Here is a 24690-nt window from a genome sequence, read left to right as displayed (position 1 = left end):
CGACCGGCCGGTGCCGGCGTCCCTCAGCCGGTCACCACGTCGGAGATCACCACGGTGACGTTGTCCGGCGCGCCGGCCTGGTGGGCGAGCTTCACCAACTGCTCGCCGCACTGCTGGCGGTCGGCGTGCAGGCCCAGCGTGGCGGCGATCGCGTCGTCGGCCACGTAGTCGGAGAGCCCGTCGCTGCACAGCAGCAGCCGGTCGCCGGCGGCGACGGTCACCGCGCCCAGCGTCGGCGGCGCGTCGGCACCCTGCACCGCCCGGGTCACCAGCGAGCGTTGCGGGTGGTGGCGGGCCTGCTCGGGGGAGAGGGCACCCTGGTCGACGAGCGCCTGCACGAACGTGTCGTCCCGGGTCAGCTGGCGCAGTTGGCCGTCGCGGAGCAGGTAGCAGCGGGAGTCGCCGACCTGCGCCAGCACCAGCGTCTCTCCGGCCAGCAGGGCCGCGGTCAGCGTCGTACCCATGCCGTCCCGGGCGGGGTCGGCGGCGATCGCGGCGTGGATGCGCTGGTTGGCGGTGCTCACCACGGAGCGCAGCGCCTCGGTGGCGTCGTCCGGTGCGGTCGGCGGGACCAACTCGTCGAGGATCCTGATGACGATCTCACTGGCCACCTCGCCGGCGGGCAGCCCACCCATGCCGTCGGCCACCGCGACGAGGCGCTCGCCGGCGAGGGCGGAGTCCTCGTTGTTGGTCCGGACCAGACCGATGTCGTTGAGGATGGCCGAGCGGAGGATCAGCGTCATGGGACAAGCTTGCCAAGAAGACCCTTCCCGCGTCTCTACGCACTACTGCGTAGGGTTGAGGAATGTTGCCGGTGTCCATGGTCGGGCGTGCCGGTGAGCTGGCTGAGCTGGACCGGGCCTGGTCGAGCGTGGTCGAGGGCCGACGCCGCTCGCCGGCCGTGGCGGTCGTCACCGGGGGACCGGGCGTGGGCAAGAGTCTGCTGGTCGCCGCCGCGCTGGACGGTTTCACCCCGCGACCGGAGGCGGTGCTCAGCGGCGCCGCCCGGGTGCACAGCCCCGCACCGTACGACTGGTTGGCCGCGGTGTTGAGCGGACGCGACACCACCCGACTCGACCTGCCGGCAGATGCGCTGGCCTGGCTCGCCCAGCAGCCCACCGCGCCGCGTGAGCGCTATGCCCCCGGCACCCTGCTCCGACTGGCCGTGCGTACCGTGCGGGTGCTGGTCGGCGCCGGTCCGGCGGTGCTCGTGGTGGAGGACCTGCACGCCCTCGACCCGGCCAGCCTCAACCTGGTCGGCGAACTGGCCACCGCCGACGGCCTGCCGGCTCTGCTGGTGGTGGCGACCAGGCCCGCCGCGCGCGCGGTCTCGCCGGAACTCGCCGGCCGCACCCTGGCCCGGCTCTGCGGGGTACGCGGCGTGGTGCGCCAGCACCTCGGTCCGCTGCGTCCGGCCGAGGTCGCCGAGGTGCTTACTCAGGTGTACCCGGACCCACGCCCCGAGCTGGTGCACGAGATCTGGCGGCACACCGACGGCAACCCGTACGCGCTCACCGAACTGCTCGCCGCGCACGCCGGGCAGGATCGCGACGCCCTGCTGGCCTCGGCCGGCTCGCCGGTGCTGCCCGAGGCCGACCCTGCGCTTTCCCCGTCCCGTCCGGCCGTGCCCGCCTCCCGGGCTGCCGTGCCGGAGCCAACTCCTGGCCGGTTGACGCGTCGCCGTGCCGCGTCGGAGTCCGGATCCACCCCCGGGCCGGCGGCGACGCTTCCGGTCTGCCTGACCGGCCGGGAGGCGGAGGTGCTCGACTGCCTGGTCGCCGGGATGTCCAACAAGCAGGTGGCCCGTGCCCTGGGCATCTCGGTACGCACGGTCACCGTGCACGTCTCCAACCTGCTCCGTAAGACCGGCACCGCCTCCCGTACCGAAGTGGCCCTCTGGGCGGTCCGCCAACTCCCCACCCTCCACGGCGTCGATCATGAAGTTGTCATCCCGGCAAGCGCATACCCGCCGCAATAACCTCATGATCGACCGAGGGGTGTCGGGGTGGAGGTCAGTCTTCTGGGGGGAGGGTGGCGGCGGGGGTGTTGAGGGTGACTTCGGTGGGGGTGACGGTGGAGATCTGGTCGGCGAGGACGTAGACGGCGCCGGTGGGCACCAGCTCGGTCGAGACCTTCAGGTAGCCGGTGCGCAGCAGTCGGGCGGCGAGGTCCGCTGGCACGTCCGGTTCCTCCACGGTGGCGGATTCGATCAGTTCGTCCAGGCTGCTGCCGGGGTCGGTGGTCGGTGCCTGCACGGTCACCGCGTTCGGGTCGCCGCGCTGGACGAGGTCCACGGTGCCCACGTCGACGCCGGCCGAGTCGACCACCCGCATGCCGGTGGTGACCCGCGAGAGGGTGGTCCGCTGATCGATTCCCTGCTGCTCCATCCCCGCGCGGTTCCCACCCTCCCCACCCACTAAACCACCCCCCTACGACTCGTTGATCAAGAAGTTCTGGTCGGCAGCGGCACGAAACCCGACCAAATCTTCTTGATCAACCCAGAGGGGGTGGAGTTAGGGGGTTGGGGGGCGGGGGGTTAGTTCGCGCCAGGTGTCGGTGCCTTGGAGCAGTGCGCGGATGGTGTCCTCGGCCGCGTCGACGGTGTCGTACTCGTAAAACCGGGAGACGCCCTCGGCGCCGCCGGCGCGTTGCTCGACGAACCACCGGTCGGCATCCGCCCGGAGGAAGACGTCCCGCCGGGCCAGTCGCCCCCACTTCCCGTTCCACAGGTGTTTTCGCTGCTCCATGGCCCGACTCTATCGAACACCTGTTCGACACAAGACGGCCCCTGCGGGATTCCCGCAGGGGCCGGTGTGCACATGCCGGATTCAGCGCGCGGCGGGCGGTTCGTCCCGCCGGCCGAGCACGTCGTCCAGGGCGCCGCGCTGCTGGGCCGGGGTGTTCCGGCCGGCGGTGGCGAGGGCGTCCCGGATCTCGGTGAGCAGCTTGACCTCCTCGCTCGGCGCGGCCGGCGGCGGCTCCTCGCCCCGCTGACGGCGCTCGGCGAGCCGGTTCATCGGAAACACCACCAGGAAGTACAACGCGGCGGCGGTGAGCGCGAAGGTGATCACTGCGTTGACGAAACTGACCCAGTCGAACTCGATGTTGTTCACCCTCCACGGCGTGCCCTCCACACCGTCTTTGCTGCCCGTGATCGTTACGGTGAACAGGGCGATCAGCGGCTTGAGGAACGAGTTGGTGAGTTGCGTGACCACGGCCGTGAACGCGGCGCCGATGACGATGCCGACCGCGAGGTCGACGACGTTGCCGCGCAGAATGAAGTCTTTGAATCCCTTGATCATCCACTACTCCCGAGGTGTCCCGTCGATGTCGGAGACAACCTATGCCCCGGGTCGGGGTTCCAGAAAAGCACCGGCCCCCGGGCGGCCAGCTCCGGATCGCCGGCCCTGATCGCGTCCACCAACCGGGCGTGGTCGACGTGCCGGTCCGGCGTCAGCGCGTCGCCCATGGCCTGGGTCAGCGTGCTGCGCATCGCGGCGCCGACCGAGGCGTACAGCTCGGCGAGCATGCGGTTGTGCGCCGCCGCGACCACGGCGGTGTGCAGCGCGGTCGTCGGCCGCGACGAACCCGGCGACCCGGCCGCCGCGCCAGGCCGCCTCGTGGGCGGCGAGCGCGTCGTCGAGGGCGGCCAGGTCCTCGGGGGTACGCCGTCGTGCGGCCTCCACCTCGAAGGCTCGGCGTACCCGCCTCGCACGGGTTACGTCATCTGGGCGTCGGGACCGCTGCTGGTCGGGATCCTGCACGACGCGACCGGGGGGTGGCGGGCGCCGATCGGCTTCCTGCTGGTCGCCCTGGCGGTGCAGACCTGCGCGGGCGCGCTGATCGCTCGCCCCCGCTACATCGAGGACGAGTGTTGAACAGCCGGGGTCAGGAGGAGGCCGGCGTCGGATCGCCGGCGACCGCCTGCTCGACGGTGGGGTACGTGTGCAGCACCTCGACCAGACCGCTCACCTCCAGGATCCGAAGTACGCCGCGCTGTGGCGCGGCGAGTCGGACCACTCCGCCAGCCTCGTCGGAGCTGTTCTTCGCGCGGACGAACACCGACAGACCGGTGGAGTCGCAGAACGAGACGTCCGACAGGTCGAACACGAGGCGACTGCGCCCCTTGTCGAGCAGGTCGGTGATCTGGTCCTGCAACTGCGGTGCGGTGGCCATGTCCAACTCGCCAGCGACCGACACGACGACCACGTCACCGCGTTGTTCCGTGTGCACCGTCAAGGACATTCGCCAGACCTCCTGTTTATCGGTGGAACGGTATCCCACCCGGACCGTGGTACGCAGAACGGGAGCAGGATCAGGTGCCGACCATCATCCCGTTGCTCTGCGACAAGTAGCTCGTCGTACCCCGGTGATAGAGTCCGCCCGGTCCAGGTCTAGGGGGTCCCGGTCTCAGGTCTAGGGGGTATCGACATGGCGCTGAGCGCTGATGAGGGCGTCCGGTTAGGTGAGCTGCTGGCCAGCCGCGCCGACCAGATCACCCAGCGATGGACTGAGATCATCGCCGGGCAGTTGCGGGGCCGGCTCAGTCAAGCTGAACTGGTCCGGCAGGTGCAGGAGCTACACCGCGCCCTGGCGGAGGTCCTCGGCAAGGGCGCAGCCGACCTGAACGCCGAGGACGCCACCGAACTGCGGGCCGTGCTGGCCGAGTTCTCCCGCGGGCAGGCCCGGCAGGGCTTCTCCGCGACCGAGACCGCCACCGGCGTGTTCGCTCTCAAGGAGGCGCTGCTCACCAGCCTGCAGGTCGATCAGAGCGTCGAGACGCTGCGCGACTACGTCGCCTTCTCCGCGCTGGTCGACCAGATGGGCCTGTTCACCTTCGAGACCTTCGTCCGCACCCGGGAAAGTCTGATCGCCGATCAGGCCGAGCAACTGCTGGAGCTTTCCACCCCGGTGGTCAAGCTCTGGGATGGCGTGGTGGCGGTGCCGCTGGTCGGCACGCTCGACTCGGCGCGCGCCCAGGTGGTGATGGAGCGGCTGCTGCAGACCCTGGTCGACACCGGCTCGCCGTACGCGATCATCGACATCACCGGCGTGCCGGCGGTGGACACGCAGGTGGCCCAGCACATCCTCAAGACCGTGGTGGCCGCCCGGCTGATGGGTGCCGACTGCATCATCTCCGGCATCCGGCCGCAGATCGCGCAGACCATCGTCGCGCTCGGCATCGAGTTCGGCGACATCGCCACCAAGGCGAGTCTCGCCGACGCGCTGCGGCACGTCCTGCGGCTCACCGGGGTCGAGACCTCCCGCCGGCAGTCGCGTCGGGAGGCGTGATGGAGCGGGTGCCGATTCTCAAGATCGGCGACATTCTGCTGGTCTCCATCCAGCTCGACATGTCCGACCAGACGGCGGTCGCGCTCGAGGAGGATCTGGCCGAGCGGATCGTCGCGACCGGTTGCCACGGGGTGATCATCGACATCACCGCGCTGGACATCGTCGACTCCTTCGTCGGTCGGATGCTCTCCACCATCGCCTCGATCTCCCGGGTGCTCGACGCGGAGACGGTGGTCGTGGGGATGCGCCCGGCCGTCGCCATCACCCTGGTCGAGTTGGGGCTGTCGCTCAACGGCATCCGTACCGCCCTCAACGTCGAGCGGGGGATGGAACTCATCGCTGCCGAACGGGCCGACGACGACTACGACGAGCCGGTCCCAGAGCCGACGGCGTCACCGTGACCAGCGGGGTCGACCTGGGCCGCCCCCAGACGCAGTCGGTCGGCAGCGACGAGGATGTCGTACGCGTCCGCCAGCTGGTGCGTACCGTTGCCGTGGCCGTCCGGCTCTCCCTGGTCGACCAGACAAAGGTGGTCACCGCCGCCAGTGAACTCGCCCGCAACACACTCGTCTACGGCGGCGGTGGAACGGTCGAGGTGAGCGCCATCGACAACGGCCGGCGACCCGGCATCCAGATCGTCTTCGCCGATTCCGGTCCCGGCATCGCCGACCTGGATCTCGCGCTGACCGACGGCTACACCACCGGTGGTGGCCTCGGCCTCGGCCTCAGTGGTGCCCGCCGACTGGTCGACGAATTCGACATCCAGACCGCGCCCGGCCAGGGCACCCGGATCACGATCACCAAGTGGTCCCGGTGACCGTCGAACCGGTCGCCGACCGGGGCACCTGGTTCCGGGTGGAGAACGGCAGCGCCGGTAGCGCCGTGCGACGGGCCGCCGAACGGCTGGGCAGCCAGTTGGGCCTGCCCGCCGGGCGGATCGCCGACCTGGCCATCGTGGCGGCCGAACTGACCAGCAACCTCATCAAACACGCCGACGACGGGTTGCTGCTGCTCCGGCCGGTGCGCCGCGAGCTGGACGCCGGCGTGGAGATGATCGCGGTCGACAACGGTCCGGGCATGGTCGACCTCGCTGACTCCGCCCGCGACGGGCACTCCACCGCCGGCACGCTCGGTATCGGTCTCGGCGCGATAGTCAGGCAGGCGAGCTGGTTCGACGCGTACTCGCGGCCGGGCCGGGGGACGGTCATCGCCGTGCGGGTATTCGCCGCCCCGGACACCGCGGCATCCTGGGTCGGTGGGCTGAGCCGACCGTTGACCGGGGAGACGGTCAGTGGGGACGGTTATGCGGTCCGCATCGTGGACGATCGCCGTCAGGTGCTGGTCAGCGACGGTCTGGGACACGGGCCGCTGGCGGCGGCGGCCACCGATGCGGCGCTCGCCGCATTTCGGAACGCCCCGGCGGCGTCGCCGGCTGAGGTGGTCGGTCACCTGCACCGGTCGATGTCGCACACCCGCGGTGCGGCGCTCGCCGTGGCCGAGCCGGATCCGACGGCCGGCGTGCTGCGCTACGCCGGGCTGGGCAACATCACCGGCGTCGTGGCCACCGGCGACGGTCGGCGTCGCGGCCTGGTCTCCCTGCCCGGCATCGCCGGGCACCAACGGCCGGTGATCCGGCAGTACGAATATCCCTTCGAGGCGGGCAGCCTGCTGGTCATGCACACCGACGGCGTGGTCGACCGGTGGCGCCTGGACGACTATCCGGGTCTGACCGGGCGGGCGCCCCTGGTGGTGGCCGCCACCCTGCTGCGCGACGCCGGCATCCGGCGCGACGACGCCGGGGTGCTGGTGGCGAGGTCCTGGTCATGACCACGACGCCGTTGCTGAAGATGGCGCTGCGGGTGGAGCAGGACATCTTCGTGGTCCGCCAGCGCGGCCGGGAGGTCGCCGCGGCGGTCGGCCTGGAGCATCAGGACCAGGTCCGGATCGCCACCGCGTTGAGCGAGGTCGCTCGTGACCTGCTGCGGGCGGCCGGCGGTGCCGACGTGATGTTCGCCGTTGCCGACACGCCGGACGGGCGTGGTCACCTGCGTGTCGATCTCACCCCGGTGGCACCCCTGCCAGGTGGGCGGTACGAGCCGGAGTCGGGCGCGGTGGCACGCCTGGTGGACACGTTGAGCGTGCTGACGGCCGAGCGGGATACGGTCGTGAGGATGTCACGACGGGTTCCGGCGAACGCCCGGACGCTCACCCCCGAGCGTCTGGCGGAGTTGCGCGCCCAACTCGGCGAGAGCACCCCGGGCACCGCCGAGGAGGAACTCGCCACCCAGAACCTCCAACTGATCAACGCCCTGGACGAGGTACGCAACCAGCGCGACGAGCTGGCCCGGCTCAACGAGGAACTGGAGCAGACCAACCAGGGTGTGATGGCGCTCTACCAGCAGCTCACCGACGAGTTGGAGGCGACCAATCAGGGCGTGGTGGCCCTCTACGCCGAGCTGGACGAGAAGTCGGCGCAGTTGCGCGCGGCGAGCGAGTCGAAGAGCCGTTTCCTGGCCAACGTCAGCCACGAGCTGCGGGCACCGGTGACCGCGGTCATCGGGCTGGCCCGCCTGCTCGGCGACTCCGCGTCCGACCCGCTCACCACCGAGCAGGAACGCCAGGTCGGGCTCATTCGTTCCTCGGCGTCGGATCTGCTCACGTTGGTCAACGAGCTGCTCGACCTGGCCAAGGCGGAGTCGGGCCGGATCGAGCCGGAGTGGGCCGAGGTAGATCTGCGGGCCGTCTTCGGCCAGCTGCGTGGCACGCTGCGGGCGCTGCCCACCGCCGACGGGGTCGAGCTCATGGTCGAGGAGCCGGCCCCGCCGGCCACGGTACGCACCGATGAGATGCTGCTCGCTCAGGTGCTGCGCAACCTGCTGCACAACGCGCTGAAGTTCACCACCGAGGGCGAAGTCCGGCTGCGGGCGGAACGGCACGGTGACGGTTGGCGGCTGACCGTCTCCGACACCGGGCCGGGCATCCCACCGGAGCTGCACGATCGAGTGTTCGAGGAGTTCTACCAGGCGCCCGGCCCGGCCCGGGCCGGCGGCACCGGCCTCGGTCTGCCGTACGCCCGGCGGCTGGTGAATCTGCTCGGCGGCACTCTGGACCTGGCCAGCGCGCCGGGCCGCGGCAGCACCTTCACGGTGCGGCTGCCCACGGGCGGAACGTGACGTGGACGGCCCGGCGACAGTGCTGGTGGTCGATGACAGTCGGACCAAGCGCTACCTTCTGGTGAACTGGCTGACCCGGGCCGGCTTCACGGTGCTGGAGGCGGAGACGGGTGGCGAGGCGCTCAGCCGGGTCGGGGTGGACCCGATCGACCTGGTCGTGCTCGACGTCCGGCTGCCGGACCTCAGCGGCTTCGAGGTGTGCGAGCGGATCAAGTCGGCGCACCCGGCGCTGCCGGTGATCCACGTGTCCGCGCACGCGGTCGACACGTACGACCGGACCCAGGGCCTGAACCGCGGGGCGGACGCGTACCTGGCCGAGCCGATCGAACCGGAGGAACTGGTCGCCATCGCCCAGTCGGTGTTGCGGTACTACCGGGCCCGGCAACGGGCGGAGGTGCTCGCCGAGCGGCTCAGCGGACTGGCGGACACCACCGTCGCGGTACACGCCGCGTCGAGCTTCACCAGACTGCTACAGGTGGCCGCGGCCGGTGCCGCAGAGATCTTCAAGAGCCCTGTGGCCGTGGTTGCCGAGACCTTCGACGGCGACTGCCTCGCCGGGATCTGCGCCGGTCCCGGTGCCGAGCCCCGCGTGGTGACCTGGGTAGTCGACGACACCGGGGTGCCGACCGGTGCCACCGTCGTGGTGCAGGAGCCGGACGGCTGGTCGCTTGTCGACTGGCCGGCCGGCGAGACCGTCACCGTCGCCGCCGCCCGGCTGCGCGAGGACCGCGCGCCGCTCTACGTCGTCGTGCCCACCGCGACGCAGACCGCCCGTACCCCGGTGCTGGTCCAGCTCGCCCAGGCGGTGGCCTCCGCCGTGGAGGCGCAGCGCTCCTTCGACGAGGAACACCGGATAGCGGTGACGCTGCAACGCAGCCTGCTGCCCCGGCAGATCCCGCAGATCACCGGCCTCGACCTGGCCGTACGCTACGAGCCGGCCAGCGCGCACACGGAGGTGGGCGGCGACTTCTACGAGTTGGTGATGCTCGACGGTCACCTGCTGCTGGCCATCGGGGACGTGGCCGGTCACTCCCTGCACGCCGCCACCATCATGGCCGAGCTGCGACACGCACTGCGGGCGTACGCGGTGGAGGGGCATCAGCCGGGCGAGATCCTGCACCGGGTCAACGAGCTGATGCGTACGCTGCTGCCCAGCGAGCTGGCGACGATCTGCGTGCTGCTGCTGGAGCCGACCACCGGTCACATCCGGCTGGCCAGCGCCGGTCACCTACCCCCGCTGATCATTCAGGACGGCAAGGTGGAGTACGTCCAGCATGCCGCGCCGCTGCTCGGGGTGCGTGCGCCCCGCCCCGCCGACCTGGAGTTCGTGCTGCCGGCCGGGGCGACGATGGTCTTCTACACCGATGGCCTGATCGAACGACGGGACGCGACGATCGACGAGGGACTTTCCGCCCTAGCGGCGTGTGCCGCCCAGGTCGACGACGACCTCGACCGGTACTGCGAACGGCTGCTCGTCGAACTGGCCCCGGACGAGATCCAGGACGACGTCGCCGTGGTCGTCCTCCGCCGCCGCTGAGGCGCAAGGAAGGGCCCTTGTCGACGCCGGCACCGGGCGGACCCGCCGGGTGGACGCCGACCTACCGTCGGCTCTGGGCATATGCGGCCGGGGAGACGCCGGTCGTCGCGGTGAAGTCGCGTACCAGGTGAGCCTGATCGCTGTATCCGAGTTCGGCGGCGAGCCCGGCCCAGTCGAGGGGCCCGCCAGCCGCCCGTTCGATCGCCTCGTGCAGCCGGTAGCGGCGGATCACCCACTTGGGACCGACCCCGACATGGGTGAGGAAGAGCCGCTGCAACCGGCGGACGGACACGCCGTGCTCGTGGGCGAACTCGTCGACCCGGCGTACGTTCCGGTCGGTCCGGATCGTCTCGACCAGGCGCATCACCTCGTCGTTGACCGGATCCGGTCGGGGCGTCCAGCCGGTCAGCAGAGTGTCCAGCGCCTGGCAGCGTTCGGCGTCCGTACCGGCACAGACCGGGGTCACGTCGAGGTCTGCCCGGTCGACGAGCGGACGTCGCTGATCGGTAAGTTCGGCGACCGACCGCCGCCAGAACGGATGGAACCCGCCGGGCCGGAACTGCACCCCGCTGACCCGCCCGGAACCGGTCAGGGTGATCGAGAACAGTTCGGTGCCGACGCCGGCCACCTCGGCGCGCTCCGGGCCGTCGCCGTCGCGCTGAGCGATCAGGTTGACTGCCGGATGCGGGACGATCCGCTGCTCGAACGGATCGGTCAGGTTCCAGTCGATCAGCCAGTAGTGCTCCACCCACTGGCGTAGCGGAACCGCTGGCAGGTGCCGTCGGAACCGCACCCGGCGCATCAGCCGCGCCGGGTCGAGGATGCCCCGGCTGTCTCCGCGCGGCTGTCGCATTTCTTCAAGACCACCCTCATACGCTGGCCGTATGGCCACAAAGACTAGCGACCTGCTGGCGGCTGCGGCGCCGCGAACTGTTGCGATGGTCCGGCAGATCACCGATGACCAGCTCGACCTGCCGACTCCCTGCCGGGACTACCGGGTCCGTGACCTGCTCAACCACTTGTACGAGGTGGTGGTCAACTTCCAGACCCTCGCCGGGCGCTCGCCGGTGACCTGGGCCGACAAGCCCGACCATCTCACCGACGGCTGGCGGGAGCGGTTCGAGGCCGAGACCCGCCGGCTGGTGGCGGCGTGGTCGGACCCAACCAGCGAGCAGGGCGTCTCACCGGGAATGGGGATGCCGCAGCAGGTGGTGGGTGCGATGGCGTTGCTCGACCTGACGGTGCACGGCTGGGATCTCGCGGTCGCCACAGGTCAGGTCTACGAGCCGGCGGCCGAGGTGCTGCCGGCGTTGTCCGAGCTGGCCGGCCAGCTCGCACCGACCGCCCGGCAGGTGGGCGTGTTCGCCGAGGCGGTACCGGTCGACGGCACCCTGCCGGAACTGCCCCGACTGCTCGGTATGACCGGCCGCGACCCGGCCTGGTCCCCGGTCGGCTGATTGGCGACACGCACCTGACGGCCTTGACGGCTGCTATTCACTCAGTGAATAGTGGCCTGGTGTCCACATCGCATCTGCTGCTGGGGTTGCTCGCCACCGGCACGATGCACGGCTACGAGCTGAAGCGGGCCCACGACAGCCGGCTGCCGCAGGCCCGCCCGCTGGCGTTCGGGCAGGTCTACGCCACGCTGGGTCGGCTGCTGCGGGACGGACTGGTGGCCTCGACCGGGCTGGAGCGCCTCGCCGGCCCGGACCGGACGGCGTACACGCTCACCGAGCAGGGACGGGCCACGCTCGACCAGTGGCTGAGCAGCGTCGAGCCGCCGATGCCGTACGTGAACAGTCCGTTGTTCACGAAGGTGGTGGTGGCACTGCTGGTGGCCGACGTGGACCGGGCGCGGGCGTACCTGATCGCGCAGCGCCGCGCGCACACCGAGCGGTTGCGTGAGCTGACCGCGCTGAAGACGGCCCCGTCGGCCACCGTCGACGACGTCGTGGCGGCCGACTTCGCCATCGCCCATCTCGACGCCGACCTGCGGTGGTTGCACACCACCCTGGACCGGGTCGCCGACTGGCACCGGGAGGTGCACTCGTGACGCAACTTCAGGCTCGCGGTCTGGTGAAGTCGTACGGACCCACACCCGCACTGCGGGGCATCACCCTCGACATCGACGAGGGGGAGATCGTGGCGGTGACCGGGCCGAGCGGCTGCGGCAAGTCCACCCTGCTGCACTGCCTGGCCGGCATCCTGCGACCGGACGCCGGCGAGGTGAGCTGGCGTGGGCACCGGCTCGACACCTGGTCCGAGGCGGCCCGATCCCGCCTGCGGCGTACCGAATTCGGGGTGTTGTTCCAGTTCGGTCAGCTCGTCGCCGAGCTGACCGCGGCGGAGAACGTCGCCCTTCCGTTGTTGCTCGCCGGCACGGGGCGGCGAGCGGCACGGACGGCGGCGCTCACCTGGTTGGATCGGCTGGGCGTGGCGGACTGCGCCGACGTGCGCCCCGGCGAGATGTCCGGCGGCCAGCAGCAGCGCTGCGCCACCGCCCGGGCGTTGGTCACCGAACCACGGGTGCTCTTCGCCGACGAGCCGACCGGTGCGCTGGACACCCTCGCCGGGGAGCAGGTGCTTACCCAACTGGTCCGGCTGGCCCGGGAGCAGCACACGAGCGTCGTCCTGGTCACCCACGAGCCACGGATCGCCGCGTACGCCGATCGTGAGGTCGTGCTGCGCGACGGCGTGATCGACCACACGGGGCTGGGCCTGGACGCGCCGTTGGTCGGCGGTTCCCGGTGAGCCTCGCGACCCTGACCAGGCTGGCTCTCGCCGGCAACCGCACCGACGCCGCCCGGGTGGCGTTGACCGCGCTGAGCGCCCTGCTGTCCACCCTCGCCGGGCTCGCCGCCCTGACGGTGCTGGCCATCCCCAAACCACCAGGTCACGCGTGGCAGCAGTCCGAGCAGTACGTCAACGCGCTGCTGCGCGAGCCGGGGCTGCGCGGCGGGACGGCGTTCGCGCTGGTGCTGCTGACCATCCCGGTACTGGCCCTGGCCGGCCAGAGCGCCCGGCTGGGCGCACCGTCGCGGGACCGTCGGCTCGCCGCGTTGCGGCTGGCCGGCGCTACCCCCGGCCAGGTGACCCGGGTCGCCATGCTGGAGACCGGGCTCGCCGGCCTGGTCGGTACGGTGGTCGGCCTGGCCTGCTACCTCGGCGGGCGGGAGGTGCTGCACCGTCCGGACGCCAACGGCCAGTTGGCCCTGCCCACCGACGTGCTGCCGCCGGTGCCGGCGATGGCGATCATGGTGCTCGGGCTTCCGGTGCTCGCGGCGGCGGCCACCGCCGTCCTGCTGCGTCGGGTCGCCACCACGCCGCTGGGAGTGGTCCGCCGGACCGGCCGCACCAGGTCACCCCGGCCGTGGCCGGCGCTGCTGATCGGGCTCGGCGTGCTGGCCGCGGCGATGGTCGAGCCGATCCAGTGGGCCCTGCAGGGCGCCGCCCTCGAATGGCTGACCCTGGTCGTCATGCTCGGCATCTTCGGCGCGGTGATGGGCGTGATCTTCGGGGCCGGCTGGATCTCGCACCTGGCCGGGCGGCTGCTGCACCGTCTCGCCAGGCGTCCGGCCGCGCTGCTGGCGGCCCGCCGGCTGACCGAAGACCCGTGGGCCAGCAGCCGCACCTTCGCCGCCCTGCTGGCTGCCCTGATCATCGCTGGCGGCGCGGCGGCCTTCCGAGCCGCGTTCCAGCTCAGCGCCGAACGGGAACAGGAGCAGAACCGCCTGGCCGGTTACGGTGGCGACAGCTTGCGCGACTCCTTCTACCTGAACACCATGAATCTGGTCGACCTCGCCGTTGCCGCGGCGGTGGCCATCGCCGCCGCCGGCCTGCTCGTCACGCTTGTGGAGGGGATCGTCTCCCGGCGCCGGACCTACGCCGCCCTGGTGGCGACCGGCGTGCCCCGGGCCACCATCGGCACCTCGATAGCCTGGCAGATCCTGGCTCCCGTGGTGCCCGCCGTGCTTGTCGCGCTCGGCGTCGGGTACGCCATCGGCCGACTGCTCACCGGCGACCTCGGCCGGGGCGCTCGCCGGCCGGACGTACCGCTTGAGCAGTTGGCGTTGCAGGGTGCCGGCGCGATCGTCGCGGTGCTGGTCGTGGTCGGGCTGGGGGTGCTCTTCCTGCGGTCCAACACGTCGGTGGAGGAACTGCGCGCCACCTGAGCGGTCAGCTGGCTCCGGCCCGCAGGTAGGTGAGCGTCGCCAGCACCCGGCGGTTGGTGTCGTCGTCCGGCGGCAGGCCCAACTTGGCCAGGATGTTGCCGATGTGCTTGCCGACCGCCGCCTCGGTGACGTGCAGGCGGCCGGCGATCGCCGCGTTGGACCGCCCCTCGGCGACCAGCACCAGCACCTCCCGCTCGCGGGCGGAGAGGTTGGCGAGCGGGTCGCGGGGACGGTGCAGCAACCGGCGGACCACGTCCGGATCGACGACCGTGCCGCCGCCGACGACGGTACGCAGGTTGTCGACGAACTCGGTGACCTCGGCGATCCGGTCCTTGAGCAGGTAGCCGACCCGCCGGCCGTCGGCGCTGTCGAGCAGCGCGGAGGCGTACTCGGGCTGCACGTGCTGGCTGAGCACCACCACGGCCAGGCCAGGCTGCTCGGCACGCAGCTCCACCGCCGCGCGTAGCCCGTCGTCACGATGCCGGGGCGGCATCCGGATGTCCGTCACCACCAGGTCCGGCCGGTGTGCCCGGACGGTGTCCACCAGCGCGGGGGCGGTGCCGACGGCGTCGAGCACGTCGAAGCCGAAGCGGGCGAGCAGGGCCACCAGCCCCTCCCGCAGCAGCACCTCGTCCTCGGCGAGTACGACCCGCGTCACGCGTTGCACGGTAGCTCCACCCGGACGATCGTGGGGCCGCCCGCCGGGCTGGCCAGCAGCAGCCGGCCTTCGGCGGCGGCCACCCGGTCGGCGAGCCCGGTCAACCCGGTGCCCCGGGCCGGGTCCACGCCGCCCCGGCCGTCGTCGCTGATCTCGACGACCAGCCGGGTGCCGGTGTCGCTCAGGCGGACCTCGGCGCGGGTCGCCTCGGCATGCCGGGCGACGTTGCCGAGCGCCTCCGACACCACGAAGTACGCAGTGGTCTCGACGGTCTCCGGCATCGCACGGCGCAACTCGGCACGCACCTCGACGGGGATGGTCGCCTCGGCGGCGAGTTCCCGGACCGCGCCGGCCAGCCCCAGGTCGGTGAGGCTCTGCGGGCGGATGCCCTGGACGATCTGCCGAAGCAGCACCATCAGCCCCTTGGCCTGCTCGTGCGCCACCGCGAGCGGCCGGGCGGCCGGCGAGTCCTCCGGCACGTCCAGCCGGGCCAGGCCGATCTGCAGGCCGAGGCTGGTCAGCCGGGGGTGCGCGCCGTCGTGCAGGTCACGTTCGATGCGTCGGCGTTCGGCCTCGTACGCGTCGACCAGCCGGGCCCGTGATCGGGTCACCTCGCGCAGCGCGAGGCCGTCCGGGGCGCCCCGGAGCAACCACCGCGCGACGGTGCCCTGCGCCATGGCGAGCGCCCCGGCCGCGTACCAGAGGACCGCCACGAGCAGCACGCCGACGATCGCGTGCGGGATCGCCTCGACCACCGTGTCCGCGGTGGCCCAGAGCAAAACCACCTCGTCGCCGTCACCGACCACGAACGGGCTGACGATCAGGACTGCGGCCAGCAGCGCCAGCATGGTGAACAGCCAGTACACGGCAGGAACCAGCCCGCCGAGGACGAGCAGGTGGGCAGCCTCCCGCCAGCCCGCGCCGGTGGTGTACCGGGCGGCGACCCCACGCCAGGGTGCTGCGGGCAGGGGCCGGTTGTCGACCAGGCCGAGCCGGTAGCGTTCTAACGCCGCCACCGGCACGCTCAGCAGCGGCGCCAGCGCCACGATGCCCAGTGCGCCGACGGTCAGAAAGACGGTGAGCGCCAGCGGCACGGGCCGGCCCTGCCGTGCCCCGTTCGTGGCGGCGACCAGCGGTGCCAGTAGGACGAGCAGCCCGAGCGAGAGCACACCGGCCAGCGGCACGCTGGTGAACAGGTACGCCAGGGCGCGCCACGGCCAGCCGGTCAGCGGGTAACGGGGCCGCCGCAGGGCTTGAGCGAGGTGGGTCGGCGCGGCTGATGTCATGTCGCCGACGCTAGTGATCCGACCAGGATGGCCCCAGCCCGCTGGACACCGTGTCTCGGGTAGGGCCAGCACTACCTCGGTCCTCGGTTCAGCGGTAGTGCGCCCGCGCCTCTTCATCGACTGAAGTGGACGCATGCCTGTGCACCGTCTGGGTTCCTACGCCCTGCTGCTCGCCGCGCCACTGTTCGCCGCCGGGATCGCGCTGACCGCACGGGGATGGCGGCAGCCGCCGTACGACTGGCGTACCCACAACATCAGTGACCTCGGGAACGTCGCCTGCGGCGTCTGGGACAGCAGCCGACCGCGTCCGGTCTGCTCGCCGTGGCACCCGCTGATGAACGGCACGATGATCGCCACCGGGCTGCTCCTCATCGCCGGCCTGCTGCTCAGTTGGTCGATGCTCGGCCGTGGTGCGGCCGTACGAGCCGTGCAGCTCGTGGCGCTGGCAGGTGCCGGCGGGTACGTCCTGGCCGGCCTCTACCCGGCGGACGTCGACGAGAATCGGCACTTCCTGGCCGCGCTGCTGGTGTTCGGTGCGGGCAACGGCACGCTGCTGCTCGCGGCGCTGCCCCGACGGTCAGCGGTGCTCGGTCCGGCCCGTCGGGTCAATCTCCTGCTCGGCCTGACCGGGGTCGCCGGCACGCTGCTCTTTCTCGGGCAGGTGGATCTCGGCTTCGGCGTCGGCGGGATGGAACGGGTTGCCGTGCTCCCGTTCCTGCTCTGGACGGTCGTGACCGGCAGCGGACTCGGTCCTCGTCTCGAGGCGGAGCGAACGACCCGGCCTGATGCCCCGGCGACACGTCGCGTCACTGAGACACCAGGCCGGTCGATGGTCAGGCGCGGCCGAGGCGGTCCAGGGTCCAGGCGTTGATGAACGCCTCCTCCCGCCAGGCGTCGTAGCGCCCGCTCGGCCCGCCGTGACCCGCTTCCATCTCGGTCTTGAGCAGGTAGTCACCCTGCGGCGCGACCGCCCGTAGCCGCGCGATCCACTTCGCCGGTTCGTGATAGAGCACCCGAGTGTCGTTGAGGCTGGTCATCGCCAGGATCGCGGGATAGTCCAGCGCGGCGACATTCTCGTACGGGGTGTACGACTTCATGTACGCGTACACCTCCGGGTCCGCGAGCGGGTTGCCCCACTCCTCCCACTCGGTGACGGTCAGCGGCAGCGACGGGTCCAGGATCGTGTTGAGCGCGTCCACGAACGGCACCTGCGCGACGATGCCGGCGAAGGCGTCCGGCGCCAGGTTGGCCGCCGCTCCCATCAGCAGCCCGCCGGCCGAGCCCCCCCGGGCGACCAGCCGGTCCGGTGCCGTCCAGCCCGCCTTGGCCAGGTGCCGGGCGCAGGCCACGAAGTCGGTGAAGGTGTTCTTCTTGGCGAGCATCTTGCCGTGGTCGTACCACCGGCGACCCAACTCGCCGCCGCCCCGGATGTGGGCCACCGCGAAGATCACCCCACGGTCCAGCAGGGACAGCCGGCCAACCGAGAACCACGGGTCCATGCTCGCCTCGTACGAGCCGTAGCCGTAGATGACGCAGGGCGCCGATCCGTCCCGGGGGGTGTCGCGCCGGTAGACCAGGGAGATCGGCACCTTGGTGCCGTCGTCGGCCAGCGCCCAGTCGCGCTGCTGCTCGTAGTCCTCCGAGCGGTACACCTGACCGTCCGGCCCGGGCAGCACCGGCCGCTGCCGCAGCAGCGTCATCTCGCGGGTGACCAGGTCGTAGTCGTATACCGAGTCGGGCGTGACCAGCGAGGTGTAGCGCAGCCGCAGCCGCCCGGTGCGGTACTCGGGATTGGCGTCCAGGCCGACGGTGTGCAGCGGCTCCGGGAACTCGATGTCGTGGGCTTCACCGCCGCCGACGGGCAGCACCCGCAGCCCGGTCAGGCCGTTGCTGCGTACCGTGACGACCAGGTGGTCGGCGAAGGCGTCGACCGACTCCAGCCGGGTGCCCGGGGAGTGTTCGATCAGCGGCACCCAGTCGCCCGGGGCGTCGGCCGAGGTGTACGCGAGGGCGAAGTCCTCGGCGTCGTCGTTGTGCAGGATCAGGAACCGGTGGCCGTGATGCTCCACCGAGTACTCGACACCCTGCCGACGAGGTGCGATCACCGCTGGCTCACCCGTCGGGTTGCCGGCCGGGATCACCCGTACCTCGCTGGTGAGCTTGCTGGCGATGTCGATGAGGACGAACCGCTCCGAGCGGGTCAGCTCGACGCCGACCCAGAACCGTTCGTCGTCCTCGGTGTGCACCACCACGTCCTCGTCGGCGGCGGTGCCGATGACGTGCCGCCAGACCCGGTTGGGTCGCCACGCCTCGTCCACGGTGACGTAGAACAGCACCGAGGCGTCGGCGGCCCACGCGGTGCCGTAGAAGGTGCCGGGAATCTCGTCGGGCAGCAGCTCGCCGGTGCTGAGATCCTTCACCCGCAGGGTGAAGCGCTCGTCACCGGAGAAGTCGGTGGAGTAGGCCAGGTAGCGTCCGTCGGGGCTGACGTCGAAGGCGCCGAGCGAGAAGAAGTCGTGCCCCTCGGCCAACTGGTTGCCGTCCAGCAGCACCTGCTCCCCGTCGAGCGGGGCACCGTCCGCGCTGATCGGCGGGGTGGTCTCGTCGGGGCGGACCGCCCGCCGGCAGTGCACACCGTACTGCTGGCCCTCGACCGTGCGTGTGTAGTACCAGTGCTGGCCCTTGCGGGTCGGCACGGACAGGTCGGTCTCCTGGGTACGTCGCCGGATCTCCTCGAACAACGTCGTACGCAGCCCGGCCAGGTGCGCTGTCCGGGCCTCGGTCCAGGCGTTCTCGGCGTTCAGATAGTTGATCGTTTCCGGATCGTCCTTGGTGGCGAGCCAGGTGTACTCGTCGACGACGGTGTCGCCGTGGTGGACGCGTTCGGTCGGCACCCGCCTGGCCGCGGGAACGGGGGTCTCGGTGGTCACGGCGCCACGTTACCGGCAGTAGCGACATGTGGCGTGGTGCAAATCCACCTCCGGCGGTTCGAACACATGTACGATCCGGGCATGGTGCCACCCCCTTCCGCCGGCACGTCCGGTGTCCGCGACATCACCCGCCGACTGACCGAGATCTGCGGTACGCGCTTCGCCCGCCGCGCCGGCCCCGCCGACGAGGTGGCCGGTAGCGCGGCCCGCTGGGTGGCGGTGCCCGGCGGTCCGCACGCCGCCGCGCAGGTGTTGCGGCTGGCCGCCCGGCACGACCTGAGCGTGGTGCCCCGAGGCGCCGGCACCAAGATCGATTGGGGTGCGCCGCCCGAACGGGTCGACATCATGCTCGACACCGGGAGGCTGGCCGGCATCGGCCACCAACCGTCGGATCGGGCCACGGCCGAAATCGGCGCCGGCACGCCACTGCGTGCGGTGCAGGCCACCCTGGAGCGCACCGGCCGACGGCTCGCGTTGGACGCCCCCTCACCCGGCGCCACCCTCGGCGGGGTGCTGGCGGCGGACGAGGCAGGCCCGCTGCGTCACCGGCACGGGACCGCCTGCGACCAACTCGTCGGCCTGCGTTATCTGGCCGCCGACGGTGAGTTGGCCGAGGCGGGCGGCGGAGCGGCCGGGCTGGCCGAGGCGCGACTGTTGTGCGGCTCGGAGGGAGCACTCGGCGTGCTGGTCAGCGCGACGCTGCGGGTGCAGGCGGTGCCGGCCGCCCGGGTGTGGGTGAACCGACCGGTATGGACCCCACTGGAGGTGCACGACCTGATCCGGGCGGTGCTCGCCGCCCGGCTCGACCCGGCCGCGATCGAGCTAGACCTGCCGGTCAGCACCGGCTGTCGCCCTCGACGGGACCGCCGCGCCGAGTCGATGGCGCTGCACCCGTCGATGATGGCGCGCGCATTGACCGGCCCGGCGGGCACCGGTTCGCTGGTGGTGCTGTTGGAGGGCGGCCCCGCAGAGGTGGCGGAGCGCACCGACCGGTTGCTCGGTCTCTTCGGCTCCCGCACGGTGGTCGCCCGGACGGCACCCTCGTGGTGGCGCAGCTACCCCTTCGCCCCCGGCGACACGGCCGTGCGGCTGGAGGTGCCGACCACCGACCTGCATGCCGCCGTCTACGCCCTACGCGACGCTGCCGGCGGGCCGGTGCCGGTACGCGGCTCGGCCGGGCTCGGCGTGGTGCACGCCGCCCTGCCCGGGGCGCTGGCACCGAGCAGGGTCGCGTCGATCCTGGCCGCGGTGCGTGGCGTGCTGCTCGCCCGACAGGGCCGGTGCGTGGTGCTCGCCGCCCCGCCGGCCGTCCGTCGCACCGTCGACCTGTGGGGCGAGCGGGCCGACCTGGCCCAGCTACGCGCCGTCAAGCAGCACCTGGACCCGACCCACCGCCTAGCCCCCGGCCGTCTCCCCGGCGGCCTCTAGGCCGGTGTCGAGATCCTCGGCCAGCGCGCGCCAGGGCGTGTCTCCCGGATCTTCGCCGGCCTGCGACGGACCCACCAGGAGACACGCCCTAGTCCGGCAGCGCGTCGTTGCGCAGGACGAGGATGGCGATGTCGTCGCGGGGCTCCTCGACCGAGAAGTTGATCGCGGTGGAGCGTAACCGGGCCGCCACCACGTCCGCCGAGTAGCCGGCCAGCGGCGCGGCGGCGTCGCGCAGCCGCCCGATGCCGAACAGCTCCCGGCCCCGGCGACGCTCGGTCACCCCGTCGGTGTAGAAGATCAGGCAGTCGCCCGGGTCCAGGGCGAGGTGCGCGGTGGGCGAGGTGATCATGTCGAGCAGCCCGAGTGCGGTGCCGCCGGTGCCGACGAACGCGGCCGGACCGCCGCTGGACCGCAGCAGCACCGGTCGGTCGTGCCCAGCCAGGTGCAGCCCGACTTCGAGCCGGTCGCCCTCACCCGGCCCGACCGCCGCCAGCGCCAGCGTGCAGTAGCGGCCGGCACCCCGATCCACAAGCGTCTCGTTGAGCCGGGCCAGCAGCTCGGGCAGCGGCTTGCCGTCGCCGGCCAGCACCCGGATGACGTCCCGCACCAGCCCGGTGACCGCCGCCGCCTGCACTCCCTTGCCGGAGACGTCGCCGATCACCACCAGCCAGCGCCCGTCGGGCAGCGGCACCACGTCGTAGAAGTCGCCGCCGACGTCGACGTCCCCGCCGGTCGGCACGTACTCGGCGGCGAAGCCGATGCCCTCCACCACCGGCAGCACCGGCGGCAGCAACGACTGTTGCAGAGTCTGGGCCACCCGGCGGCGCTCGGCATGGATGCGGGCGTTCTCGATGGCGAGGGCGGCCCGCCGGGCCACGTCCTCCAGCACCGCGATCTCGTCCGGATCCTGCCGGTGCCGCTGGTGCCGTCCGACGGCCAGGGTGCCGAGGCGCTGCCCACGAGCGATCAGCGGTACGGCGAAGCCCTCCATCGGCGCGCCGAGCGGGGTCCGGGTGCCGTTGCGGCTGGCCTCACGCAGCCGAGCCAGGATGGAGTCAGGGCCGGCCTCGCGGAGCGTGGCGTGCAGCTGCGGCAGCATCGACTCGTCGGCGTGGCTGGCCGCCGCGAGCCGGAGCCGGCCCCACTCGTCGGTGGTGTGCACCATGCACCACTGGCCGAGCCGGGGCACCACCAGTTGCGGGACGAGCGCCATGGTCAGTTCCACGTCCAGCGACTGGGCGAGCAGCTCGCTGGCCTCGGCGAGGAAGGTCAGCCAGGCCTGCCGGCGTACGTCCGCGCGGCGCAGCCGGTCGTTCTCCAGGTGCAGCGAGAGCCGCTCGGCGGTCAGCACCGCCAGCGGCTGGGCGTACGCGGTGGGCGCGGTGTCCAGTTCCAGCTCACCGGCGTACGGGCGGTGCACGGTCAGCGGCACCCGGAGCAGGTCGTTACCGGACCGGGGCTGGCGGCCGTACCGGGCGAGGACCTGGGCACCCTGGCCGTCGCCGCGGTCCAGCCGCACCACCCCACCGGCGGCGCCGACCATCTCCGCCACCCGGGTCAGCAGGCCGGCGGCGAAGTCCGGCAGCGGGTCCTCGGCGTACGGGTCGGGGGTGGTCTGCATCAGCTCGTTGATCGCACCGGCGCTGGGCACGTCGGTCTGTCCGGCGCTGTCCCGTTGGGCGGCGCTCGCCGGTGGCGCGGGGGTGGCCGGTCCGTTGCCCTTGCGATCGGACCGGTCCAGCCGGAACCACACGCCCTTTCCGGTGCGCAGGTAGGTGGTGCCCCAGCGGCTGGCGAAGTGGTCGACCAGCAGCAGCCCGCGCCCCCGTTCGGCGACCTCGGCGATGTCGGTCGCCTGGTTGCGTACGCCGACGGCCAGCTCGTCGACCGGGCCGGCGGCGAAGTCGGAGACCGTCACGGTCAGCCCCGCCTGGTCGGCGGTGACCTCGATGTCCAGTTCGGTGCGGGCGTGCTCGACCGCGTTCGTGGACAGCTCCGTGGTCAACAGAAGTGCCTCGTTGAGCAGTTCGTCGAGTTCTGCCTCCGCGAGCACGGACCGGACGACCGCGCGCGCGGCGGCCGGCGTGCGACGGTCGGCGGGAAGCCGGACGCGCCGCGCGTGCTCGTCTGGGCCCGTCTTCGCCGCGGGCCCCGCCTCCGCTGCCACCCTCGTATCCTCCACCGACACCCCTGAAGTGCCAAGCCGATCATCACCGGGTCTTTGCCGTCGGGCGGTGCCGTGCCGTGGCGTTTTCGAGGTCACGGGGACAATGATGGGGTGGCCGGTGGGAGCCGGTGTACCCCGAGGTGAGCGAGGAATGATGACCACGGCGAAACAGTCGGTGACTGCGGAGACCTCCGCCGCCGCCGACCACGAGGCGGTCCTCACCGAGCTGGCGGAGGCGCTACGGCGGGTCCGTGGCGGTGATCTGAAGGCGCGGTTGCCCCGGCGCTCGGGTGCGGCCGGTGAGGTGGCGGACGCCTTCAACGACGTGGTGTCGCTCCAGGAGCGGCAGCACCTGGATCTGCGCCGGATCAGTCGGGTCGTGGGCCGCGACGGTCGGCTGACCGAGCGGCTGGACGAGGAAGGTCTGGACGGCTCCTGGGCGGAGGGGCAGCGGGCGGTCAACTCGCTTATCGACGACCTGGGCCGCCCCACCACTGAGATCGCCCGGGTCATCGTGGCGGTCGCCGACGGTGACCTCACCCAGCACATGGCGCTGGAGATCGACGGCCGCCCGCTGCGCGGTGAATACCTGCGCATCGGCCGCACGGTCAACACCATGGTCGACCAGCTCTCGTCGTTCTCCAACGAGGTGACCCGGGTGGCCCGTGAGGTGGGCACCGAGGGCAAGCTTGGTGGTCAGGCCGACGTTCGCGGCGTCGCCGGCACCTGGAAGGACCTCACCGACTCGGTCAACACCATGGCGTCGAACCTGACCGGGCAGGTCCGGTCGATCTCCCAGGTGGCGACCGCGGTGGCCAAGGGTGACCTCTCGCAGAAGATCACCGTCAGTGCTCGTGGCGAGGTCGCCGAGCTGGCCGACACGATGAACTCGCTCACCGACACGCTGCGCCTCTTCGCCGAGCAGGTGACGCGGGTGGCCCGTGAGGTGGGTACCGAGGGCAAGCTGGGTGGCCAGGCAGAGGTGCCCGGCGTCGCGGGTACCTGGAAGGACCTGACCGACAGCGTCAACTCGATGGCGTCGAACCTGACCGCCCAGGTGCGCAACATCGCCCAGGTCTCCACGGCGGTGGCCCGGGGCGACCTGTCGCAGAAGATCACCGTGGCCGCGCAGGGCGAGATCCTGGAGCTGAAGGACACCGTCAACACGATGGTGGACCAGTTGTCGTCGTTCGCCGACGAGGTGACCCGGGTGGCCCGTGAGGTGGGCACCGAGGGCAAGCTGGGCGGTCAGGCGCAGGTGCGCGGCGTCTCCGGCACCTGGCGTGACCTCACCGAGAACGTGAACCAGCTTGCCGGCAACCTGACCAGCCAGGTCCGCAACATCTCCCAGGTCTCCACGGCGGTGGCGAAGGGTGACCTGAGCCAGAAGATCACGGTCGATGCCCGGGGCGAGATCCTGGAGCTGAAGGACACCGTCAACACGATGGTGGACCAGTTGTCGTCGTTCGCCGACGAGGTGACCCGGGTGGCCCGTGAGGTGGGTACCGAGGGCAAGCTGGGCGGTCAGGCGCAGGTCAAGGGCGTCAGCGGCACGTGGCGGGATCTGACCGACAACGTGAACTCGATGGCGTCGAACCTGACCAGCCAGGTGCGCAACATCGCTTCGGTCACCACGGCGGTGGCGCGGGGTGACCTGTCGCAGAAGATCACGGTGGATGCCCGGGGCGAGATCCTGGAGTTGAAGTCGACGGTGAACACGATGGTGGATCAGCTGTCGTCGTTCGCCGACGAGGTGACCCGGGTGGCCCGTGAGGTGGGCACCGAGGGCAACCTCGGCGGTCAGGCGCAGGTCAAGGGTGTCAGCGGCACGTGGCGGGATCTGACCGACAACGTGAACTCGATGGCGTCGAACCTGACCGCACAGGTGCGGAACATCGCCCAGGTTTCCACGGCCGTCGCCAAGGGTGACCTGAGTCAGAAGATCACGGTGGATGCCCGGGGCGAGATCCTGGAGTTGAAGTCGACGGTGAACACGATGGTGGATCAGCTGTCGTCGTTCGCCGACGAGGTGACCCGGGTGGCCCGT

Annotated in this window: 24 protein-coding genes and 2 pseudogenes; 15 read left to right on the top strand and 11 right to left on the bottom strand. The window is 71.6% G+C overall.

The window, feature by feature from the left end; all coding sequences use genetic code 11:
• Positions 1-23 precede the first annotated feature (23 nt).
• Positions 24-743, bottom strand: a complete 720-nt coding sequence (locus tag AC2CHE_RS00130; protein ID WP_484502805.1) for a PP2C family protein-serine/threonine phosphatase — start codon at positions 741-743, stop codon at positions 24-26.
• 62 nt (positions 744-805) lie between these two features.
• Here AC2CHE_RS00130 and AC2CHE_RS00125 point away from each other — a divergent pair, with 62 nt between their 5' ends.
• Positions 806-1978, top strand: a complete 1173-nt coding sequence (locus AC2CHE_RS00125; RefSeq protein ID WP_484502804.1) for a helix-turn-helix domain-containing protein — start codon at positions 806-808, stop codon at positions 1976-1978.
• Positions 1979-2012: 34 nt separating this feature from the next.
• On the opposite strand, the gene AC2CHE_RS00120 is transcribed toward AC2CHE_RS00125, so the two are convergent.
• The 4 genes and pseudogenes from AC2CHE_RS00120 to AC2CHE_RS00105 all read right to left on the bottom strand — a co-directional run.
• Entirely contained in the window at positions 2013-2372 is a 360-nt protein-coding gene (locus AC2CHE_RS00120) for a hypothetical protein (protein WP_281583247.1), read from the bottom strand.
• Positions 2373-2513: 141 nt separating this feature from the next.
• Positions 2514-2747 carry a hypothetical protein gene (locus AC2CHE_RS00115; RefSeq protein ID WP_484502803.1) on the bottom strand — a complete coding sequence of 78 codons (234 nt, stop codon included), beginning with the start codon at positions 2745-2747 and terminating at the stop codon, positions 2514-2516.
• Between the two features lie 81 nt (positions 2748-2828).
• Positions 2829-3302, bottom strand: coding sequence for a large conductance mechanosensitive channel protein MscL (gene mscL / locus AC2CHE_RS00110; RefSeq protein ID WP_484502802.1), 474 nt, complete (start codon positions 3300-3302; stop codon positions 2829-2831).
• Positions 3303-3341: 39 nt separating this feature from the next.
• Positions 3342-3710, bottom strand: a pseudogene (locus tag AC2CHE_RS00105) (FadR/GntR family transcriptional regulator); the annotation flags it as partial.
• Here AC2CHE_RS00105 and AC2CHE_RS00100 point away from each other — a divergent pair.
• Positions 3696-3878: pseudogene (locus tag AC2CHE_RS00100) on the top strand (MFS transporter); the annotation flags it as partial. The pseudogenes AC2CHE_RS00105 and AC2CHE_RS00100 sit on opposite strands and share 15 nt — an antisense overlap.
• Positions 3879-3888: 10 nt before the next feature.
• On the opposite strand, the gene AC2CHE_RS00095 reads toward AC2CHE_RS00100, so the two are convergent.
• Positions 3889-4245, bottom strand: coding sequence for an STAS domain-containing protein (locus tag AC2CHE_RS00095; protein WP_484502801.1), 357 nt, complete (start codon positions 4243-4245; stop codon positions 3889-3891).
• 186 nt (positions 4246-4431) lie between these two features.
• On the opposite strand from AC2CHE_RS00095, the gene AC2CHE_RS00090 reads away from it, so the two are divergent.
• From AC2CHE_RS00090 to AC2CHE_RS00065, 6 genes are read left to right on the top strand one after another with little or no spacing between them, the layout of a single operon-like run.
• On the top strand, positions 4432-5292 hold the full coding sequence (locus AC2CHE_RS00090) for an STAS domain-containing protein (protein WP_484502800.1): 861 nt from the start codon (positions 4432-4434) through the stop codon (positions 5290-5292).
• The gene (locus tag AC2CHE_RS00085; RefSeq protein ID WP_484502799.1) at positions 5292-5693 is read left to right on the top strand and encodes an STAS domain-containing protein; all 402 of its coding nucleotides are present in this window, start codon (positions 5292-5294) and stop codon (positions 5691-5693) included. Before AC2CHE_RS00090 ends, AC2CHE_RS00085 begins: the two co-directional genes overlap by 1 nt.
• Positions 5690-6109, top strand: a complete 420-nt coding sequence (locus tag AC2CHE_RS00080; RefSeq protein WP_281565602.1) for an ATP-binding protein — start codon at positions 5690-5692, stop codon at positions 6107-6109. The genes AC2CHE_RS00085 and AC2CHE_RS00080 overlap by 4 nt, the downstream gene beginning before the upstream one ends.
• A complete protein-coding gene (locus AC2CHE_RS00075; RefSeq protein WP_484502798.1) occupies positions 6097-7119 on the top strand; it encodes a SpoIIE family protein phosphatase in 1023 nt (340 codons plus the stop codon). The genes AC2CHE_RS00080 and AC2CHE_RS00075 overlap by 13 nt, the downstream gene beginning before the upstream one ends.
• Positions 7116-8465, top strand: a complete 1350-nt coding sequence (locus tag AC2CHE_RS00070) for a sensor histidine kinase (protein ID WP_484502797.1) — start codon at positions 7116-7118, stop codon at positions 8463-8465. The genes AC2CHE_RS00075 and AC2CHE_RS00070 overlap by 4 nt, the downstream gene beginning before the upstream one ends.
• 1 nt (position 8466) lies before the next feature.
• Entirely contained in the window at positions 8467-10002 is a 1536-nt protein-coding gene (locus AC2CHE_RS00065) for a SpoIIE family protein phosphatase (protein ID WP_484502796.1), read from the top strand.
• A gap of 61 nt (positions 10003-10063) precedes the next feature.
• On the opposite strand, the gene AC2CHE_RS00060 is transcribed toward AC2CHE_RS00065, so the two are convergent.
• Positions 10064-10855, bottom strand: a complete 792-nt coding sequence (locus AC2CHE_RS00060) for a DUF6597 domain-containing transcriptional factor (protein WP_484502795.1) — start codon at positions 10853-10855, stop codon at positions 10064-10066.
• A 31-nt stretch (positions 10856-10886) separates the two neighbouring features.
• On the opposite strand from AC2CHE_RS00060, the gene AC2CHE_RS00055 reads away from it, so the two are divergent.
• From AC2CHE_RS00055 to AC2CHE_RS00040, 4 genes are read left to right on the top strand one after another with little or no spacing between them, the layout of a single operon-like run.
• On the top strand, positions 10887-11459 hold the full coding sequence (locus AC2CHE_RS00055; RefSeq protein ID WP_484502794.1) for a TIGR03086 family metal-binding protein: 573 nt from the start codon (positions 10887-10889) through the stop codon (positions 11457-11459).
• Positions 11460-11518: 59 nt separating this feature from the next.
• Positions 11519-12055: a PadR family transcriptional regulator gene (locus tag AC2CHE_RS00050; protein WP_484502793.1), complete on the top strand. Its 537-nt coding sequence runs from the start codon at positions 11519-11521 to the stop codon at positions 12053-12055.
• Positions 12052-12753 (top strand): ABC transporter ATP-binding protein, encoded by a 702-nt coding sequence (locus tag AC2CHE_RS00045; RefSeq protein WP_484502792.1) that lies wholly within the window; start codon positions 12052-12054, stop codon positions 12751-12753. The genes AC2CHE_RS00050 and AC2CHE_RS00045 overlap by 4 nt, the downstream gene beginning before the upstream one ends.
• Positions 12750-14174, top strand: coding sequence for an FtsX-like permease family protein (locus AC2CHE_RS00040; RefSeq protein WP_484502791.1), 1425 nt, complete (start codon positions 12750-12752; stop codon positions 14172-14174). The genes AC2CHE_RS00045 and AC2CHE_RS00040 overlap by 4 nt, the downstream gene beginning before the upstream one ends.
• Before the next feature lie 4 nt (positions 14175-14178).
• Here AC2CHE_RS00040 and AC2CHE_RS00035 read toward each other — a convergent pair whose 3' ends face one another.
• On the bottom strand, positions 14179-14841 hold the full coding sequence (locus AC2CHE_RS00035) for a response regulator transcription factor (protein ID WP_484502790.1): 663 nt from the start codon (positions 14839-14841) through the stop codon (positions 14179-14181).
• Positions 14829-16118, bottom strand: a complete 1290-nt coding sequence (locus tag AC2CHE_RS00030) for a sensor histidine kinase (RefSeq protein ID WP_484502789.1) — start codon at positions 16116-16118, stop codon at positions 14829-14831. The genes AC2CHE_RS00035 and AC2CHE_RS00030 overlap by 13 nt, the downstream gene beginning before the upstream one ends.
• Before the next feature lie 133 nt (positions 16119-16251).
• Between AC2CHE_RS00030 and AC2CHE_RS00025 the strand changes: the two genes are divergently transcribed.
• The gene (locus tag AC2CHE_RS00025) at positions 16252-16989 is read left to right on the top strand and encodes a DUF998 domain-containing protein (RefSeq protein ID WP_484502788.1); all 738 of its coding nucleotides are present in this window, start codon (positions 16252-16254) and stop codon (positions 16987-16989) included.
• On the opposite strand, the gene AC2CHE_RS00020 is transcribed toward AC2CHE_RS00025, so the two are convergent.
• The gene (locus tag AC2CHE_RS00020; RefSeq protein WP_484502787.1) at positions 16952-19048 is read right to left on the bottom strand and encodes a S9 family peptidase; all 2097 of its coding nucleotides are present in this window, start codon (positions 19046-19048) and stop codon (positions 16952-16954) included. The two genes, AC2CHE_RS00025 and AC2CHE_RS00020, sit on opposite strands and share 38 nt — an antisense overlap.
• Before the next feature lie 81 nt (positions 19049-19129).
• On the opposite strand from AC2CHE_RS00020, the gene AC2CHE_RS00015 reads away from it, so the two are divergent.
• A complete protein-coding gene (locus AC2CHE_RS00015; protein WP_484502786.1) occupies positions 19130-20476 on the top strand; it encodes an FAD-binding oxidoreductase in 1347 nt (448 codons plus the stop codon).
• Between the two features lie 88 nt (positions 20477-20564).
• Here AC2CHE_RS00015 and AC2CHE_RS00010 read toward each other — a convergent pair whose 3' ends face one another.
• Positions 20565-22643: a SpoIIE family protein phosphatase gene (locus AC2CHE_RS00010; RefSeq protein WP_484502785.1), complete on the bottom strand. Its 2079-nt coding sequence runs from the start codon at positions 22641-22643 to the stop codon at positions 20565-20567.
• 151 nt (positions 22644-22794) lie between these two features.
• Between AC2CHE_RS00010 and AC2CHE_RS00005 the strand changes: the two genes are divergently transcribed.
• Positions 22795-24690, top strand: a 1896-nt coding sequence (locus AC2CHE_RS00005; RefSeq protein WP_484502784.1) for a HAMP domain-containing protein, incomplete at its 3' end; no start/stop codon positions are given.

The organism is Micromonospora sp. ATLC16 (assembly GCF_057196645.1).
The sequence above is the reverse complement of the archived record's forward strand: the minus strand, read 5'-3'. Positions and strand labels throughout refer to the sequence as shown.